The organism is Prosthecobacter sp., from assembly GCF_044227185.1.
Lineage (GTDB): Bacteria > Verrucomicrobiota > Verrucomicrobiia > Verrucomicrobiales > Verrucomicrobiaceae > Prosthecobacter.
In genome coordinates this window covers 20,771-38,845 of record NZ_JBGAFO010000010.1, presented here as the reverse complement: position 1 = coordinate 38,845, position 18,075 = coordinate 20,771, and the positions used below count along the sequence as shown (strand labels likewise).

The window sequence follows — 18,075 nt, the reverse complement described above, 5'->3', positions numbered from 1 at the left end:
TCCGCAATTCCGCACACCATGCCTGCTCACGATCGAATCCTCGCGTTTCTGTCCGCTGTCAAAGCCCGTCTGGACCTCGCCTGGCTCGTCCGGGCTTTCTGCGCCTCCCTCCTCCTCATCGGCTCCGCGCTCTGCCTCTGGTGCCTGGTCTGGGTGCTGCGTGGCTATGCCGTCCCGGTCAGCGGTTACATTGCGGCGGCTGCCGCCCTTCCGCTCATGGCTTTGGCGGCCTGGGTCTTTGGCCGTGCCTCCCAGCGCAAGGCCGCCCGCATTGCCGATGAGCACTTTGACCTCAAGGACGCCATCAGCTCCCACCTCGGGTTCAGCGACGAGCATCGTGAAGGCGACTTCATTGCTCTGCAGGCGGAGGCCACCGCCGTGCGTGTGCAGGAGCTCTCGCCGCGCAGCATCCCGGTTCAGTGGCCGCGCCGCATGCTCACCATCGCCAGCGTGCTCCTGATCGCCTGCTTCGTCATGGGCTTCAAAAAGAACTCCCCCATCGTCATGGAGCGTCTCGCCCTCGAAGAGGAGACCTCGCGCAAGAGCGACGAGATCAACAAGGAGCTCGAAAAGGAGGTCGAGGAACTCCTCAAATCCGCCAGTGATGACGAAAAGGAGCTCCTCCGTCCCGACGAATGGCGCCAGTGGGTCAAGGAATTACGCGAGACCAAGGACCGCAAGGAAGCCATGCGCCAGTATGCCGAGCTCGAGCGCAAGATCTCGGAAGCCGCCCAGAAGCTGAGCCAGCGCGATACCGAGCAGCTTCTCGCCAAGGCCGCGCAGGAGATGAAGCAGACCGCGGAGCTCAAGCCCATTTCCAAATCTCTCGAAGAGCAGAACTACCGCCACGCCGCCGACCAGCTCCGCCAGATGAAGCTGCAGGCCGATGTGCGCAAACCCGATGACGCCCAGAAGGAGCTCTCGAAGCTGAAGTCCGCCTCCCAGCGCATGGCCTCCGCCGCGCGCAATTTCCAGCAGCGCACCGGCCAGCAGGGGAACCAGGGCAAAGGCAACCAGTCCCAGTCCAGCCAGAACCAGAACTCCCAGCAAAGCGGCCAGAACCAGCAGCAGGCCCAGGGCCAGCAGGGCAGCCAGGGTCAGCAGAGCATGGACCAGCAGATGACCGCGCTGGAGCAGGCCGTGCAAAATCTGGAGCAGCAGCTTCAGCAGCAGCAGCAGAATCCCAATCAGAATCAAAGCCAGTGCCAGGCCTGCCAGAACAAGGCCAACCAGGCCCTGCAAAGCCTCTGCCAGAGCATGTGCCAGTCCTCCGCCAAGCGCGACATGATGAAGAAGCTGCTCTCGCTCAGCCAGTGCACCGGCAAATGCCAGGGTTTCATGTGTGACAAGGAGTGCCAGAGCCTCAGCCAGTGCATGGGCACCAAGCCCGGCGGCAAAAAAGCCGGCGCAGGCACCGTCGAGAGCCGCCGCTCCGAAAGCGACGCCACCCAGGACAATGGCAATCGCGACCAGCTCACCGGTCAGAAGGGCAGCGGCCCCAGCAACACCAGCATCGAGTCCGCGGACAGCGGCACCGGCCGCGCCACCCGCACCGCCACCCTTCAGGAAAAAGCCTTCCAGCGCCAGGTCGAAAGCTTCATCCAGCGCGAAGACGTGCCCGCCGAAGTCAAAGAAGGCGTGAAGGAATACTTCAAAGGCATCCAGCAGGTCGGCAACGAAACGACCACGCCTGCCGCCAAATAAAGCTGACTCAGAGAGAGAGAAGTCGCTTCGTCATTTTCCCCACTCCATCCTCATGCCCGAAACTCCCGCCGCCGTCACCCACTTCAAGGAAACCTTTGAAAAACTCCGAGCCGAAGTCTCCAAATTCATCGTCGGACAGCAGGACATCATCGAACAAGTTCTAAGTGCTGTCATTTGCGGCGGTCACGTCCTCCTCGAAGGCGTCCCCGGCCTCGGCAAGACCGCTCTGGTGAACACACTGGCCAAGGCGCTTCATCTCAAATTCCAGCGCATCCAGTTCACGCCCGACCTTCTTCCTGCGGACATCGTGGGTACGCAGATCCTCGTCGAGCGCGCTGGCCAGAAAGTCTTCGAGTTCCAGCCCGGCCCCGTCTTTTGCAACGTGCTGCTCGCCGACGAAATCAACCGCGCCACACCCAAGACGCAGTCCGCCCTGCTCGAAACCATGCAGGAAAAGCGCGTCACCGTCGCCGGCACTTCGCACAATCTCGGCTCGCCCTTCTTCGTGCTCGCCACACAGAACCCCATTGAGCAGGACGGCACCTACCCGCTTCCCGAAGCCCAGCTCGACCGCTTCTTCTTCAAGCTCTTCGTTCCCGTCCCCAGCCACGGCGACTTCATCGAAATCCTCAACCGCACCGGCGGCAAGACCACGCCTGAGATCAATGCCGTCGCCACCGGCGATGACATCCTGCAGATGGGCCAGGTTGTGCGCGAAGTCCCGCTGGAAGCCAGCGTGCAGGACTACCTCGTCCAGATCGTGCGCGCCACTCACCCCACCGATGCCAACGCCACCGACCGCGTGAAAAAATACGTGCGCCACGGCTCCTCGCCGCGTGGTGCGCAGACCATCCTCGCCGCCGCCCGCGTGCGCGCTCTGCTCGATGGCCGCTACCACGTCGCCCGTGAAGACATCGCCAAAGCCGCCACTCCCGCTCTCCGCCATCGCATTCTCCTCTCCTTTGAAGGCGAGGCCGAAGGCGTGAAGACCGACGAAGTCATCGCCGATGTGATCGAAAAGGTGAAGGCATGACGCTCACCGATCCAGCCTTCATCCGCCGCCTCGAATCCCTCTACTTGCTCGCGCGCAAGATCCTGGGTGGTTCGTTGCAGTCGGATCGTCGCAGCACCAAAAAAGGCGCGGGCATCACCTTCGCCGATTATGCCCAGTACTCGCTTGGCGATGACTACCGCAGCATTGACTGGCGCATTTACGCCAAGTTCGAGTCCCTGCTCATCAAGCTCTTCGAACTGGAGGAAGACGCCACCATCTACCTCCTCGTCGATTGCAGCCCTTCGATGGCCTCTAAGCATGCCTACGCCAAGCAGCTCGCCGCCGCGCTCGGCTACATCGCCCTCAATACCCTCGACCGCCTCGCCGTTTACGGCCTTGCCGATCGTCTTCAGCCGCTGTTCGAACCCAGCCGCGGTCGCAATCAGGTCATCCCCTTTCTCCGCTCTCTGGAAGCCGCGCAAACCTTCGGTGGCAACACCGATCTCAACGCCTGCGCCCGCGAATTTGAAGCACGCCATCGCCGCAAAGGACTCGTCTGCGTCATCTCAGATTTCCTTCTGCCCGGCGGCTACGAAGAAGGCCTCAGCCGCCTCCAGTGGCACAAGCACGAAGTCTTCTGCCTCCAGACGCTCGACGACAACGACCTCCGCTGTGAGTGGAAAGGGGACGTCACCCTGGAATGCGTCGAGACCGGCCGCAGCGAACGCGTCACCATCTCCCCTCGCGAAGCCAAGCTCTACGAAGACGCCATCGCCGAATGGAACACCGGCCTGAAGCAGACCTGCGCCAAGCGCGGCCTCGGCTTCCTCTCCACCAATACCGACGTTTCCTTTGAAGCTGTCATCACCGACCTCCTGCGTCGCGGAGGTCTCGTCACATGACGCTTCTCGCTCCAGCATTCCTCTGGACCCTGGCGGCGCTCGCACCGTTGGCCGCCATCTATTTTCTCAAGGTGCGCCCGCGCAAAAAGCCGGTCACCGCCTTCTTCCTCTGGCAGAAAATCTTCACCGAGAAAAAAGCCTCCGCCCTCTTCAAGCGTCTGCGCGATGTCTTCTCCCTCATCCTCATGGCCCTCGCCTTTGCCGCCATCGCCTTCGCTTTGGCAGAGCCCGACTTCGCCGGCGATGAGCGCAAAGACCTCCTCATCGTCGTCGATCATTCCGCTTCCATGTCTGCCAAAGACGGCACGACCACGCGCCTCGAAAAAGCCAAGAAGCGCGCACGCGATCTCATCGCCGGCATGAACGGCACCCAGCGTGCCGCCGTCGCCTCCTTCGCGGAAGTCACGCGCGTGCTAGAGCACCCCACCCGCCACCGCAAAGCCCTGCTCGAAGCCGTTGATGGCATTCAGCCCACAGAGCTTCCCTCCCGCGTCGAAGCCCTGCGTGCTCTGCAACCCGGAGACGAATGGATGAAGGACACCCGCGTCCTCCTCATCACCGACGGTTGCCTCGATCTGCCCGACCGTTTGCCCAATGTCGAAGTGCTTCGCATCACCGACTCCGCCAAAAACATCGGCATCGCCTGTGCCGATCTCCGCAGCGTTCCCGGCGGCCCCGCACGCCTTGGCCTTTTCATCCTGCCCGTTTCCTCCTTCACCGAGCCCGTGAAAACCGACATCACCCTCATGCATGTCGATTCCAACAAGCTCGTGAAAATCATCCCCGTGACTTTGCAGCCCGGCGAAAATCCCGCCATCACCCTCACCCTCGATGACGCCCCCACCGGCTCATGGAAAGCCATCCTTGGCATGGAAGACGCCCTCGAAAGCGACAACACCGCCTTCCTCTACGTCCCTCCGCGCCAGCCCGTGCCTGTGGGCGTTTTGGCAGATGATCCCTTCTTCTTCCAAAACGCCGTCAGCGCCTTTGAGCGCAGCGATCAGCTCCTCGCCCTCGCGGAAGACGCCAAAGCCGCCCGGCTCATGCTCAGCAAAGGCAAGGTCCCCGCGGACATCAGCACCGTCGTCTTCCAGCCCTCCGGCGAATCCACAGTCTGGTCCAAAGTCGGCGACGAAATCGCCGCTCCCGTGCCCAAAGTCCTCGCCAAAGACCACCCGCTCCTGCGCTACCTCGATGCCGAAACCATGACCTTTGCCGGTGCCCGGCAAATCACCGCACCCACCGGCGCCGTCGTTCTCGTCGCAGATGAATCCGGCCCGCCGCTGATCTACCTCATGCGTCAGGGCGCACAAACCGTCTGCGTCGTGAATCTCGATCCCCTCGCCGCCCAGTTCTACCTCAGCGCCTGGTTCCCAGTTCTCATTCACAACGCCGCTGCTCACCTCACCCATCGTGAGGACATGCCGCCCGCCACACTGGCTACCGGCTCCAGCGCCCGCGTCCCCGGCCGCGCCGATCCCACACCCTTCGGCCCCATGCTCACCACTGGCTTTCACGAAACCGGCGAGTGGACCTTCGGCGCCTCCCTCGTCTCACCCGAAGAAAGCCTGCTGAAAAACGACACCCTCAAAGAAAGCGTCAAGCCCATCGCCAGCGGCGAAGCCCCCAGCTACTGGCTCCTCGTCCTCGCCCTCGGCGTCCTCGTCGGTGAGTCCATCCTCTACGACAGGAGGAAAGTCGGATGAGCTTTGCCGCAATCACCAGCGCTCGGGATTGTAGCTCGGTATTCCGATACCGAGTCCGCGCCGCCGCGAAATCTGTGCTCCGCGTTACCTCGCCGCATGCCACACCCATGCCGCCGAAAACCGGTTATCAACCCAACACGCCGGAGGTGCGCCAGCCATGAGCTTCACCACCTTCACCCCTCTCCTCTGGCTCCTCCTGCTCTCAGTCGCAGGTTATGGCTACTGGCGCTCCCTCGTTGACCGCCCCACCGGCCTCAAAGCCACCTCCTTCGCCCTCCGCATCCTCGGCGTCATCCTCCTCGCTCTCGCCCTCTGCCAGCCTTATGCAGGCGAAGAGTCAGACGAAGCCCACGTCGTTTTCCTCGTGGACGTCTCCCAGTCCATCGATCTCGAGTCCGCCAAAGACGCTCTCAAACAAGTCGAAGCCGGCGTCAAAGCCCTCCGCCCGCAGGACACCCACTCCCTTTTCGCCATGGCCAATGGCCTCCGCGACAAAAAGCTCCCCGACTTCACCAAGATGCTCGACGACTGGACCAAAGGCGTCGCCGATGACGCCTTCCGCTCCCACACCCGCCTTGGCGACTCTCTCCTCGCCGCCCGCCTCGCCTTCCCCGCCGGCAAAGCCAAACGCCTCATCATCTTCAGCGATGGCATCGACACCGAGAACGGCGTGGACACCTCACTCGAACAACTCCAGCGCGAAGGCGTGGACGTAAAATTCGCCACCCTCAAAACCCTCAGCGAACCCGAGGCCGCTCTCGTCAGTCTCGAAAGCACCTCCCCCTTCGCCTTCCATGGCGAAGTCCTGCGCCTCACCGCTCGCGTCATCGCCAATCAGCCCATGAACACCCGCGTGCGCCTCCTCAACAAAGGCGTGGCCGTTCAGGAAAAAACCGTCGCCCTGAAACCCGGCGAAGACGCCAAGGTCTGGTTCGACACCGAAATGACCACTCCAGGCCCCAGCGTCTGGAGCGCCGAGATCGTCCCCGAGCGGGATCACTTTCCCATCAACAACCAGGCCACCACCACCATCACCGTCCGTGGCAAGCCCCGCATCCTCGTCATCCATCAGGACGAGAAAAAAATGCGCCCCTTCATCCGCGCTTTGAAGGAGCAGGATTTCGATGTCGATCTCCGCGGCAAACGCGGCCTGCCCGAAGGCATGGAGGACATGCTCTCTTTCGATGCCATCGTGCTCGCCAACATGTCCGCCACCGACATGACCCCGCGCCAGATGAGCCTGCTGCGCAGCTACGTCTCAGACTTCGGCGGCGGCCTCGTCATGACCGGCAGCGAAAACAGCTTCGGTCTCGGCGGCTACTACAAATCCCCCGTCGAAGAAGTCCTCCCGCTCGTCTCTCGCTTCGAAAAAGAAAAAGAGAAACCTTCTCTCGCGATGGCGCTCGTTATCGACAAAAGCGGCTCCATGTCCGGCCTGCCGATCCAAATGGCACGCCAGGCCGCGAAGAGCGCCGCCGAGCTCCTCGGCCCCCAGGATCAGATCGCCGTCGTCGCCTTTGACGGCGATGCACAGATCGTCTGCGAAATGACCCCCGCCTCGCAGCAGGGCACCATCCAGGCCTCCATCGATTCCATCGCGGAAGGCGGCGGCACCTTCATGTACACCGGCATGGTCGCTGCCAAAGACATGCTGGACCGCACCACCGCCAAGGTGAAACACATGATCTGCCTCACGGACGGCCAGACCCAGGAGGCCGATCACATGGGCCTCGTGCAGCAGCTCGTCGATGGCGGCGTCACCGTCTCCACTGTCGGCCTCGGCGATGGCGCTGCCCGCGAACTCCTCGCGCAGATCGCTGAAGCAGGGAAGGGGCGCTATTACGAAAGCAACGACCCCGCCACCCTCCCGCAGATCTTCACCAAGGAAACCACGCAGGCCTCCAAGAGCGCCGTGCAGGAAGGCGTCTTCACCCACATCGGCATCACCGAGCACCCCATGCTCGCCGGTTACGAAGCCGAAGGCCTCCCCGTCGTGCTCGGCTATGTCATGACAGAGGCCAAGCCCGCCGCCCAGGTTCTCCTCGGTGCCGAGAATGGCGATCCCCTCCTCGCCGTCGGTCGCTTCGGTCTCGGCATCGGCCTCGCTTACACCGGCGATCTCACCGAAGTCTGGGGCGGCGAATGGCTCGCCTGGGACGGCTGCGGCCGCTTCTGGGCCCAGGTGCTGCGTGGCGCCTTGCGCAAGGCAGACGTCGAAGGCATGGAATCCCGCGGCGAAATCCGCGATGGCGCCTGGGTCATGAAAATCGACCGCCGTGGCGACGATGGCGCACCCGTCTCCGGCATCCATTGGGCCGCACAGTCCCTCGACGAAAACGGCAATACCCAGGACGTCACCATCCGCGAAACCGGCCTCGGCCGCTACGAGGCCCGCATCCCCATCGGCACCCGCAAGCACCTCAGCCTCCGCATGCATGACCGCGACCACGACAAGCTCGAGGTGAAGCACTACCACGCCCCCTATCCCGCCGAATACCGCCTCAATGGCAAGACCCCCGAAAGCCTTGCCGCCCTCGCGAAATACGACTCCACCACTCTCACAGCTGGACTCTCGCCTGCAAAACAGCTTCAGCCCGTTGGCCACTGGTTTGCTTGGAGCGCCCTTGGCATGCTGCTCGGTGGCATCTTGCTGCGTCGAATTTGAGTGGAGTGCGGCCAATTCGTCGCCATAGGGTGCGGCCCCCATGAAAATCGTTCTCCTCGACGCCCACACCGCAAATCCCGGCGACCTCTCCTGGCAGCCTCTCGAAGCCATCGCCCCGTGTGAAGTGCACCCTCGCACCCCGCTCGATCAAACCGTGGCCCGTTGCGCCGGCGCCGAGATCGTCATCACGAATAAAGCCCCTCTCACCCGCGAAATCATCGCCGCGCTTCCCGATCTCAAATACATCGGTGTCACCGCCACCGGCTTCAATGTGGTCGATGTCGTCGCCGCCAAAGAGCGTGGCATCATCGTCACCAATGTCCCCGGTTACAGCACACCCGCAGTCGCGCAGCACGTCATCGCCCTCATGCTGGAAATGACCAACCACGTCGGCCACGCCGCGCAGAGCGTCGCCGACGGCGGCTGGGTGAAGTGCCCCGACTTCTGCTACTACGACCACCCCATCATCGAGCTCTCTGGCCGCACCCTCGGCATCATCGGTTATGGCGAAATCGGCAGCGCCGTCGCCCGCATCGCCGTCGCCTTTGGCATGAAAGTCCTCGCCTCCAAGCGCACTTGGAAAGAACCCCCACCCGCCGGCGTCACCGCCGCCGAGATCGACGACATCTTCCGCCAGTCCGACGTCATCAGTCTCCACTGCCCCCTCACCGATGCCACCAAGCACCTCGTCGGCGAACGCACCCTCAATTTGATGAAGCCCACCGCCATGATCATCAATACCGGTCGCGGCCCCCTCGTTGATGAACCCGCCCTCGCCAAAGCCCTCAACGAAGGCCGCATCGCCGCCGCCGGCCTCGACGTCCTTTCCGTCGAACCCGCCAAAGCCGACAACCCTCTCCTCACCGCCAAAAACTGCCTCGTCACTCCCCACGTCGCCTGGGCCAGCCGCGAGTCCCGCTTCCGCCTCATCGACATCACCGCCGCCAATCTGCAAGCCTTCCTCGCAGGCAAGCCGGTGAACGTGGTGAATGGTTGAGGTGATCGAGACGTCATGGCTGTGCCTTGACCCTGACCATGGATCGGGTATCCTCGGTTCATGACTCAGCTTGCTGTCAATGTGCCTGTGGAATTGGGAGAATTCATCAGGACGTCGGTCGATGCCGGTGATTTTGCCGGTCCAAATGAACTTGTCGCTCAGGCACTCTATTTGTTCCGTGACCAGCACGAGCTTGACCGCATCAAGCTGGAGCGCCTGCGCAGAGACATCCAGGTTGGGATTGATCAAATCGAACGAGGTGAGGCAGTGACGGATTTTGATGTGGATAAATTCCTGGCTGAAATGAAATCCCGGCGAAAGCAGGCTCAAGCCACCTCCATGTAAATGGCACCGCAGGTCAACCGCTCACCTCAGAGCATTCTCGATTTGGAGGAAATCTGGGGCTACATCGCCCAGGACAGCGAATGGCGCGCGGATCGTTGGATTCGCAGGCTCAATGAACGCATGGTTCATCTCGCGTCCCATAACGGCCTCGGACGTTCTCGACCTGAACTCGCCGCACAACTTCGTAGCTCGCCGCTTAAGGACTACATTATCTTCTACCGGTCTCTTGGTGAGACCGGTATCGAAGTGATCCGCATTCTGCATTCCTCCCGTGACATTCGGCCGGAATTCTTCGGCGGGTAAAGCTGTTACAACGCCGCGATAATCGCCTCGCCGATCTCCTTCGTGTTCACCTTCTTCGTGCCAGGAGCCCCGCTGAAGATGTCTCCGGTCCGCAACCCGTCGTCGATCACCTTCTTCACCGCCGACTCAATGCTCGCCGCTTCCTTTTCCAGGCCCAGCGCAAACCGCAGCAGCAGCGCCACCGAAAGAATCTGCGCGATCGGATTCGCGATGCCCATGCCCGCGATATCTGGAGCCGTGCCGCCCGAAGGCTCAAACAGACCGAAATAGAGCCCGTCGCCCTTCGGCTTGCCCAGGCTCGCGCTCGCCAGCATGCCAAGCGATCCCGCGATCATCGCCATCTCATCGCTTAGGATGTCGCCAAACAGGTTCTCCGTCACCAGCACGTCAAAGCTGCGCGGCGCCTTGATCAGCTGCATCGCCGCATTGTCCACATACAGGTGCGCCAGCGTCACATCCGGATATTCCTTCGCCACTTCCACCATCGTCTCGCGCCACAGCACGGAGTTGGTCAGCACATTCGCCTTGTCCACGCTCGTCACATGCTTGCGGCGCAGTTGCGCAGCCTTGAAGGCCACATGCGCGATCCGCACGATCTCGCTCTTCTTATAAACCATCGTGTCGATCACCTCGATGTCGCCATCCGGCAGCGTCGTGCGGCTCTTCGGCTGGCCGAAGTACATGCCACCCGTCAGTTCACGCACGCACAGCACATCAAAACCACCTTCCACCAGATCTGCACGGATCGGCGAGGAGGAGGTCAGCGCCGGATAGCAGATCCCAGGGCGCAGATTCGCAAACAGGCCAAAGTGCTTGCGCAGCGGCAGCAGCGCGCCGCGTTCCGGCTGCTCGTTCGGCGGCAGCTTCTCCCACTTCGGTCCACCCACGGAGCCAAACAAAATCGCATCGCTGGCCTCGCACGCAGCCACCGTTTCCGCCGGCAGCGCCTTGCCCACCGCATCGATCGCCGCACCACCCACCAGCTGGTGATTGTAGCTGAAAGAAAGACCCGAACGGGCCGCAACGGCATCAAGAACTTTGAGCGCCTCGGCCATGACTTCAGGGCCGATGCCATCTCCGGGAAGGACTGCGAGTTTGTACGTACGTGACATAAAAGGTAGGGAAGGGGGCCTTCAGTGCATCCAAATCCCCCCCCTGGCAAGTCCCCGCCCCAAATTATGGAATTTCAAAGAAACGCCCCGCCGCCGCCCTTTCGTCTCCGGCCAGCCACCGTCAACAATCGTCAACCACAGTAAACAACCGTAAACTCCCCCTCCGGCCAACCACCGCAAACAATCGCAAACCACTGCCAACAACCGCAAACTCCCCTAAACTTCCCCTTGCCAAAAACAGCCTTTATGGTTCCTTCGCGGCCCCACATCCCAGAACACACCCCCGCCTGACAAGTTGTCCGGCCATTCAAACGAACCATGAGCGAAGCAACCACCATCGATTCCACCTCCTTCAAGATCCACGAAAAAGACACCGGCAGCGCCGACGTCCAGGTGGCCCTCTTGACGAAGCGAATCAACGATCTCACGCAGCACCTCGCCGCGCATGAGAAAGACCATTCCACACGTCGCGGCCTGCTTCAGATGGTCGCGCGTCGTCGCAAGCTGCTTGATTACCTCAAGCTGACCGCCAACGAGCGCTACCAGAAGCTCCTCAAGAGCCTCGGTCTCCGCCGCTAACAGAATTTCGCGAAGGGGTGATGCCACGTGCATCGCCCCTTTTTCTGTTTCTGGCTTTTTCCACGCATGTCGGCACCTGCCGATTCTTTTCATGCTGCTTGATGCGCGTCCGCGCATTGCCGCCGGGCTGAAGCCTGGAGTCTATTTTTTCACCCAAACCAAACAAACAACACAAGCCAACCTATGGCCATCCATACACAAAAAGTCCAGCTCGGTGCTGGAACCCTCGAAATCGAAACCGGCAAGTTTGCCAAGCTCGCTGACGGCGCCGTCACCGTCCGCATGGGCGACACCATCGTCCTCGTCACCGCCGTCTCCGCCACGAAAGTGAAAGACGGCCAGGACTTCTTCCCCCTCTCCGTTGAGTACAAGGAAAAAGCCTCCGCTGCAGGCCGCTTCCCTGGTGGCTACTTCAAGCGCGAAGGCCGCCCCACGGAAAAAGAAATCCTCACCTGCCGCATGACGGACCGCCCTCTGCGTCCCCTCTTCCCGAAAGGCTATTACTACGACACCCAGGTCGTCGCCATCCTGCTTAGCGCAGACGGCGAAAACGATCCGGATATCTGCGCCATGAACGGCGCCTCCGCCGCTCTTTGCGTGTCGGACATCCCGTTCGCAGGTCCCGTCGGTGCCGTCCGCATCGGCCGCATCAATGGCGAGTTCGTCATCAATCCCACCCAGGATCAGCGTCTCGACAGCGACCTCGACCTCGTGTACGTCGGCAACAAGACCGACGTCATCATGATCGAAGGTGCCGCCAACGAACTCCCTGAAGCCGAGTTCGTCAAAGCCCTCCACTTCGCCCAGGGCGAAGTCGCCAAGATCGTCGCCGCCCAGGAAGAGCTGACCAAGCTCGCCGGCAAGACCAAGCGCGAAGTTCCCCTCATGCTGGTGAAGGACGAGCTCCTCGAAATCGCCTACGCCGTTGCTGGCGACCGCATTGAAGGCGCTCTCTACACTCCCTCCAAGGTGGCCCGTGGCAAAGCCGTCGGTGCTCTCAAGGATGAAGTCGAGGCCGCCATCAAGGCCAAGTTCCCCGAAGCCACCGGCTTCGAAATCAGCCAGGCCTTCGACTACCTGCAGAAGAAAGCCTTCCGCATCTCCATCCTCGACAAGAAGAACCGTTGCGACGGCCGCGGCATCGACCAGCTCCGCCAGCTTTCCGGCGAAGCCTCCGTGCTTCCCCGCACCCACGGTTCCGCCAGCTTCACCCGTGGCGAAACGATGGCTCTCTCCATCGCCACCCTGGCCCCTGCGGACGAAGCCCAGGAAATGGACACCTACGCAGGTGGCCCGGACTCCAAGCGCTTCATCCTTCACTACAACTTCCCTCCGTTCTCCGTCGGTGAGACCGGCCGCTTCGGTGGTCAGAACCGTCGCGAAATCGGCCACGGTGCCCTCGCAGAGCGCTCCATTGAGCCTGTCATTCCGCCGAAGGAAACCTTCCCCTACGCCATCCGCGTGAGCAGTGAAGTCATGGAGTCCAACGGCTCCACCTCCATGGCCTCCGTGTGCTCCGGCGTCATGGCCCTCCTCGATGCAGGCGTGCCGATCAAGCGCCCTGTGGGTGGTATCAGCGTCGGCCTTGTCACCGAGTTCGAAGGCGACAACATGAAGCGCTACCTCACGATGCTCGACATCATCGGCAGCGAAGACCACTTCGGCGACATGGACTTCAAGCTTTGCGGCACCTCCGAAGGCGTCACCGGCTACCAGCTTGACCTCAAGCTTCCCGGCATTCCTCTGAGCATCCTCGAAGAAGCCATCGTCAAGGCCAAGGAAGGCCGCACCCAGGTGCTCTCCGCCATGGCTTCCGCCATCGCTGAAGTGAAGCCTCTCAGCCCGTATGCTCCGCGCATCGAGATCGTGAAGATCAACCCTGACAAGATCGGTGAGCTCATCGGTCCTGGCGGCAAGAACATCAAGGGCATCCAGGCCGAGTCCGGCGCCGAGATCAGCATCGAAGACGACGGCACCGTGTACATCTACGCTTCCCGCAAGGAAAGCCTCGACCGCGCCGTCGAGATGATCAGCGGCACCTCCCAGGAGATCGAAGTCGGCAAGACCTACACAGGCAAAGTCGTCAGCACCACGAACTTCGGTGCCTTCATGAACCTCGGTGGCAAGAAGGATGGCCTCATCCACATCAGTGAGCTCGCCGACTTCCGCGTCAACAAGACCGAAGACGTCGTCAAGACCGGCGACATCGTCACCGCCAAGTGCATTGGCATCGACGACAAGGGCCGCATCAAGATGAGCCGCAAGGCCGCCATGAAGGAAAAGGACGCCGCCGCCAAGGCCGAAGCCGAAGGCGCAGCCGCTCCTGCCGCCTAAGCTCCATCGCTCCCAAAACTCCCAAACCCCCACGAAGAGGCCGCTGCAAAGCGGCCTCTTTTTTTGCAGGGCGACAGACACTCCTGTCTGTCGATCAGCGCCCCCTCATCCCCTTGATCCACGTCCAATTCCCACCACACTTAGCAAGTCACTGACCAAATCAGCACCCAGCAGCTCGGAGATTCGCAAAAGGTCGATTTTCACATCGCCCGCGATGCAGCAAGAGCATCCTGCGAGTTCATGCGCGGAAATTGTCGTAATGCAGTCCCAGCTTGAGTTTCATGACCGCGAAGTGTCTGCTCGTTGTCTATGAGCCAACCTGCCTGCCCGCTGTGCGAGATGAATGATGTCCTGGACCACGCCGACCGCTTCGAATGCATGACCTGCGGTCACGAGTGGCCTAAGGAGGCCGCACCAGACGAGCCGGAAGCCGGACGCGTCGTGAAAGACGCCTACGGTGCCGTGCTCGCAGACGGCGATATCGTGGCGATGATCAAAGACCTGAAGCTCAAAGGAACCAACGAAGTGCTCAAAGTCGGCACCAAATCAAAGCCCATTCGTCTGGTGGACGGCGACCACGAGATCTCCTGCAAGATGGACGGCATCGCGATTGGCCTGAAGGCCTGCTTTGTCAAGAAGGTGGTCAGTTAAACGCCCGGCGCGGCCGCCACCTTCAGCTTCGGATTGATCACGCTCTTCCACCACGGCGGCAGCAGCACCATCGCGATCGCCCAAAAATACCCCACCGGCAGCTTCGGTGCCGTAGGCTCAGGCGTCAGCAGATAATACGGCTTCACCGCGATGTGATGGTACGAATGGTGCCCCACCCGATACGTCACATAGCTGGAGAAAAAGTGGTAGGTGTCCCACGAGTGCTCCGCTCCCGTCTTCTCATATTCCCCGTCATGCTTCTCCCGCATCAGCCCGTAGTGCTGGATGTAGTTCACCGACTCCAGCACGATGTGCGCCCCCAGGATGTGAGCCAGATAAAACAGCAGCCCGTTCGGGCCTGACAGCAAAAACAGCCCCAGCAGCAGCGCCGCTTGTCCCAGCGCATAGATGAACATCTGGTTCTTCAGCAGCCCGTTCCCGCTGCATCGTCTCGCCTCCATCTGCCAGCACCGGATCATGCTCCCGGGAATCGTGCGCAGGATGTACGTGTAGATGTTCTCGTTCAGCCACGCGGTGTTTTCATCGTTTTCAGTCCCCGCATGCACATGATGGCTGCGAATGTGAATCAGCTTGTAATGCGGATAAAACAAAAACGTCGTCAGCGCCCTCTGCACCATCTGGTCCAGGTCTTCCTTCCCATGCAGCAGCTCATGCGCCGCCCCAAAGCCAATCCCGCCCAGCAAGCTGGCGGCCGCCACCAGCATCCCAATTTCCATCGCATTGAAGCGCTCCAGATGCATCGCCAGCCACACCACCGAGGCCATGTAAAAGATCGCATACAGCCGCGTGTTCCAGTGGAGCAGCGCCAGTTGTCCTGCGGAGAAGTCGCTCTTCTGGTACTGCCCGTCATCCTGCCAGCCCGTCACCCAGTCCAGCGCAGGCAGCACCACCTGCAAAAAGACAATTGGCAGCAGCAACCACAATCCGCCGCCCCACACACCCAGCGCCAGCAGCACAAACAGCGCATGCGGCAGAAAGCACCACGCGACGTGGCGGCTGGTGGCCTTCTTGCTCTGGCTGGCTGGGGCGGTTGATTCCATAATGACGTGAAAGGAGAACGCGGAACTGCGTGGTTAAAACGAAGCACAGGCGCTGAGAATGATCCCGCCACGCCTTCTTAAAGATGTGCGCCCGCATTGCCCTCGCAGCTACTAAAACTTTATTTAGCCGGTTTCGCTTCGGCGGCGTGCTTGGACTCCGAATGGCCTTTGGCTGTTCCGCTCAGCTTCGAGTAACATCCAGCTCGCCAAACGCTCGTCCCTCGTTTCCTCGCGAGCGAGCCAATCTCACCCGCCGCTCCCTTCCAAAGCGCCCTAGCCGCACGGATTTCCCTTCGGCGCTGTGCAGCCGAACCCGCAGCACCTGTTCCTCCGCTCTTTCCACCCCAGGCCATTCCCATTGTCAAAAAACAGCACACCCTCTTCACCAAGAGCCTCTGTCGTCTCTCCACCTCCCCAAATCCATTCGTCCCCGCCGCTTCTTCACGCCTCAATAGGGTGGCGTTCCCGTCCCCTTTCGTCTACTCCTCCCCTCATGTCCGACCCAACCACCCCCACGGCTCCCTCACCTCAGCTTTTCTTCGAAACGATCAATGCTTTTCAGAAATCCGCCGCCCTGAAAGCCGCCATCGATCTCAGCCTCTTCACCGCCATCGGCAGCACCCCCGCCACTTCAGCCGAGATTGCCACGCTCTGCCAGTGTCCCGAGCGCGGCATCCGCATCCTCGCGGACAATCTCACCATCCTCGGCTTCCTCACCAAGGAGGACTCTCGCTACGCCCTCACGCCTTCCTCCGCCGCCTTCCTCGATCAAAAATCCCCCGCCTACTTCGGTGCTGCGGTAAAGTTCCTCCTCGCCCCCGGTCTCACCGAAGCCTTCTCCGATCTCGCCTCCACCATCCGCCGCGGCCGCCTCCACACCACAGAGCAGGGCACCACCGCGCCCGATCATCCCGCCTGGATCGAATTCGCCCGCGCCATGGGCCCCATGATGATCCCCACCTCGCAGGGCACTGCGGACCTCCTCTCGCTCGATCCCTCACGCGACACCCGCATCCTCGACATCTCCGCCAGTCACGGCGCCTACGGCATTGCCGTGGCGCAGAAAAATCCACGCACCCACCTCGTCGCTCTCGATTGGGAGGCCGTGCTCCAGGTCACTACAGAAAACGCCACCGCCGCAGGCCTCGCCGACCGCTTCAGCACCATCACCGGGGACGCCTTCACCGTCGATCTCGGCAGCGACTACGACGCCGTTCTCGTCCCCAATTTCCTCCATCACTTCAATATCGAAGAATGCACCCGCTTCCTCCAGCGCGTCCATGCCGCACTGCGTCCCGGCGGCAAGGTCGTCATCGTGGAGTTCGTGCCCAATGAAGACCGCGTCACTCCTCCACCCGCCGCCAGCTTCAGCCTCGTCATGCTCGGCACCACCCCGGAGGGCGATGCCTACACCTTCTCCGAGTATCAGCAGATGCTCACCGACGCCGGCTTCCGCGAGTCCTCACTCCACCCCCTGCCACCCACCGTGCAAAGCGCCGTCATCGCGGTGGCGTGATCAATAGTCAGTTCCGAGTAGCAAAGCACCCCTGTTTCTACGGAAAAAGAGCTCTCCGTTCCATAACACTTAAATCATTGCGTATCCGACTGACTTAGTTAGCTAGGGAGCAACGCCGCTCTCCCTCTCCCCGCCCCTAAAAACCGATAACATCAAATTTTCTCTCCGGGGAGAGGGCTGGGGTGAGGGGAGACTCACACTCTTCGCAACCGTCCGTCGCGCCCTCGTCTCCGTTCCCGGCATCACCAGCACACGATCAAGCTCTCTTCGTCCTACCCTCCGCCTTCGCCGAGATCTTCCTCAAGATCTCGCAGAACTTCTCACCCGCAGGCGTCACATCCCCTTTTTGAGCATGGACGATGCCCACTCGCTGGACTGCGTCCGAGTTGGAAATACGCCGGTACACCAGCCGCTTGCCCGCCACCCGCTGAAAAACTTCGCTCACCACACCAATGCCTCGGCCCACCTCGATCTCGGCGATCAGTGAACTCGCGCCATCGCACTCCACCGCGATGTGCGGGCGCACTCGATGAGGAGCGAAGATGCCGTCCAGTATCCGATAATACTCCGAGTAATCCAGACGGCGCAGACCCACCAGCGGCTCTGCGGCCACTCGCTCCACCGTCACGCTTTTGAGCTTCGACAGCGCATGCCCTGGCGCCATCGCCACATAGTACGGATACCGCTTCAGCTCTTCAAATTTCAGGCCCGCGCCAGACTCCGCGCTCGGCTGGATCATCACCGCGATCTCCAGCGTGCCTCGGTGCAGTCCTTCACAAAGTTCATCTCCGGCCAGGTCATGCAGCACCACCTTCACTCCCGGCGCTGCGTAGCGAAAGGCCGCCAGCGCCCGCGGCAAAACCTCCACGGTAGGCGAGGGCGCATAACCGATGTGCAGTTCGCCATACTCGCCGCGTGCCAGCGCTCGCACCTTCTCCACAGATTCATCCACCCGCTTCAGCGTCTCCAGCGTTTCTGCCAGAAAGAGCTTCCCCTCCGCCGTCAGCGTCACCCCGCGCGGGCTGCGCTTCAGCAGGTCCACTCCTATCTCATCCTCCAGGTCCTGCACCTGCCTGCTCAGGGAGGGCTGCGCCACACGCAGCCTTGCTGCGGCCTTGGTGAAGTTCATCACCTCGGCCACCGCTGCAAAATATCTGAGATGTCGCAATTCCATGGATGAATTCCATCATGCCTGAAAAGCATGGC

At 61.5% G+C, this 18,075-nt stretch carries 15 protein-coding genes; 12 read left to right on the top strand and 3 right to left on the bottom strand.

Features of this window, described 5'->3' with window-relative positions; translation table 11 throughout:
* The first annotated feature begins 18 nt into the window (after positions 1-18).
* The 8 genes from ACILSQ_RS21950 (at position 19) to ACILSQ_RS21915 (ending at position 9,616) form a co-directional block, all read left to right on the top strand.
* A complete protein-coding gene (locus tag ACILSQ_RS21950; RefSeq protein ID WP_395745809.1) occupies positions 19-1,704 on the top strand; it encodes a hypothetical protein in 1,686 nt (561 codons plus the stop codon).
* Between the two features lie 52 nt (positions 1,705-1,756).
* Complete coding sequence (locus ACILSQ_RS21945; RefSeq protein WP_395745808.1) at positions 1,757-2,737, top strand: AAA family ATPase; 981 nt, start codon at positions 1,757-1,759, stop codon at positions 2,735-2,737.
* Positions 2,734-3,600: a DUF58 domain-containing protein gene (locus ACILSQ_RS21940; protein ID WP_395745807.1), complete on the top strand. Its 867-nt coding sequence runs from the start codon at positions 2,734-2,736 to the stop codon at positions 3,598-3,600. Before ACILSQ_RS21945 ends, ACILSQ_RS21940 begins: the two co-directional genes overlap by 4 nt.
* Positions 3,597-5,306 carry a VWA domain-containing protein gene (locus ACILSQ_RS21935; protein ID WP_395745806.1) on the top strand — a complete coding sequence of 570 codons (1,710 nt, stop codon included), beginning with the start codon at positions 3,597-3,599 and terminating at the stop codon, positions 5,304-5,306. Before ACILSQ_RS21940 ends, ACILSQ_RS21935 begins: the two co-directional genes overlap by 4 nt.
* 157 nt (positions 5,307-5,463) lie before the next feature.
* Positions 5,464-7,971 carry a VWA domain-containing protein gene (locus tag ACILSQ_RS21930; RefSeq protein WP_395745805.1) on the top strand — a complete coding sequence of 836 codons (2,508 nt, stop codon included), beginning with the start codon at positions 5,464-5,466 and terminating at the stop codon, positions 7,969-7,971.
* A gap of 40 nt (positions 7,972-8,011) precedes the next feature.
* Entirely contained in the window at positions 8,012-8,968 is a 957-nt protein-coding gene (locus ACILSQ_RS21925) for a D-2-hydroxyacid dehydrogenase (RefSeq protein ID WP_395745804.1), read from the top strand.
* A 60-nt stretch (positions 8,969-9,028) separates the two neighbouring features.
* Positions 9,029-9,313, top strand: coding sequence for a type II toxin-antitoxin system ParD family antitoxin (locus tag ACILSQ_RS21920; protein ID WP_395745803.1), 285 nt, complete (start codon positions 9,029-9,031; stop codon positions 9,311-9,313).
* Complete coding sequence (locus ACILSQ_RS21915; RefSeq protein ID WP_395745802.1) at positions 9,314-9,616, top strand: type II toxin-antitoxin system RelE/ParE family toxin; 303 nt, start codon at positions 9,314-9,316, stop codon at positions 9,614-9,616.
* A 5-nt stretch (positions 9,617-9,621) separates the two neighbouring features.
* Here ACILSQ_RS21915 and leuB read toward each other — a convergent pair whose 3' ends face one another.
* Positions 9,622-10,728: a 3-isopropylmalate dehydrogenase gene (gene leuB, locus ACILSQ_RS21910; RefSeq protein ID WP_395745801.1), complete on the bottom strand. Its 1,107-nt coding sequence runs from the start codon at positions 10,726-10,728 to the stop codon at positions 9,622-9,624.
* Between the two features lie 318 nt (positions 10,729-11,046).
* On the opposite strand from leuB, the gene rpsO reads away from it, so the two are divergent.
* The 3 genes from rpsO to ACILSQ_RS21895 all read left to right on the top strand — a co-directional run bounded on the left by rpsO (position 11,047) and on the right by ACILSQ_RS21895 (position 14,292).
* The gene (rpsO, locus tag ACILSQ_RS21905; RefSeq protein WP_395745800.1) at positions 11,047-11,307 is read left to right on the top strand and encodes a 30S ribosomal protein S15; all 261 of its coding nucleotides are present in this window, start codon (positions 11,047-11,049) and stop codon (positions 11,305-11,307) included.
* 183 nt (positions 11,308-11,490) lie between these two features.
* Positions 11,491-13,641: a polyribonucleotide nucleotidyltransferase gene (locus ACILSQ_RS21900; RefSeq protein WP_395745799.1), complete on the top strand. Its 2,151-nt coding sequence runs from the start codon at positions 11,491-11,493 to the stop codon at positions 13,639-13,641.
* Between the two features lie 309 nt (positions 13,642-13,950).
* A complete protein-coding gene (locus tag ACILSQ_RS21895) occupies positions 13,951-14,292 on the top strand; it encodes a zinc ribbon domain-containing protein YjdM (protein WP_395745798.1) in 342 nt (113 codons plus the stop codon).
* Here the strand turns inward: ACILSQ_RS21895 and ACILSQ_RS21890 are convergent.
* Complete coding sequence (locus ACILSQ_RS21890) at positions 14,289-15,353, bottom strand: fatty acid desaturase (RefSeq protein ID WP_395745797.1); 1,065 nt, start codon at positions 15,351-15,353, stop codon at positions 14,289-14,291. The genes ACILSQ_RS21895 and ACILSQ_RS21890 overlap by 4 nt on opposite strands.
* Before the next feature lie 493 nt (positions 15,354-15,846).
* On the opposite strand from ACILSQ_RS21890, the gene ACILSQ_RS21885 reads away from it, so the two are divergent.
* Positions 15,847-16,869 carry a methyltransferase gene (locus tag ACILSQ_RS21885; RefSeq protein WP_395745796.1) on the top strand — a complete coding sequence of 341 codons (1,023 nt, stop codon included), beginning with the start codon at positions 15,847-15,849 and terminating at the stop codon, positions 16,867-16,869.
* Between the two features lie 256 nt (positions 16,870-17,125).
* Here ACILSQ_RS21885 and ACILSQ_RS21880 read toward each other — a convergent pair whose 3' ends face one another.
* A complete protein-coding gene (locus ACILSQ_RS21880; protein ID WP_395745795.1) occupies positions 17,126-18,043 on the bottom strand; it encodes a LysR family transcriptional regulator in 918 nt (305 codons plus the stop codon).
* Between the last annotated feature and the right edge of the window lie 32 nt (positions 18,044-18,075).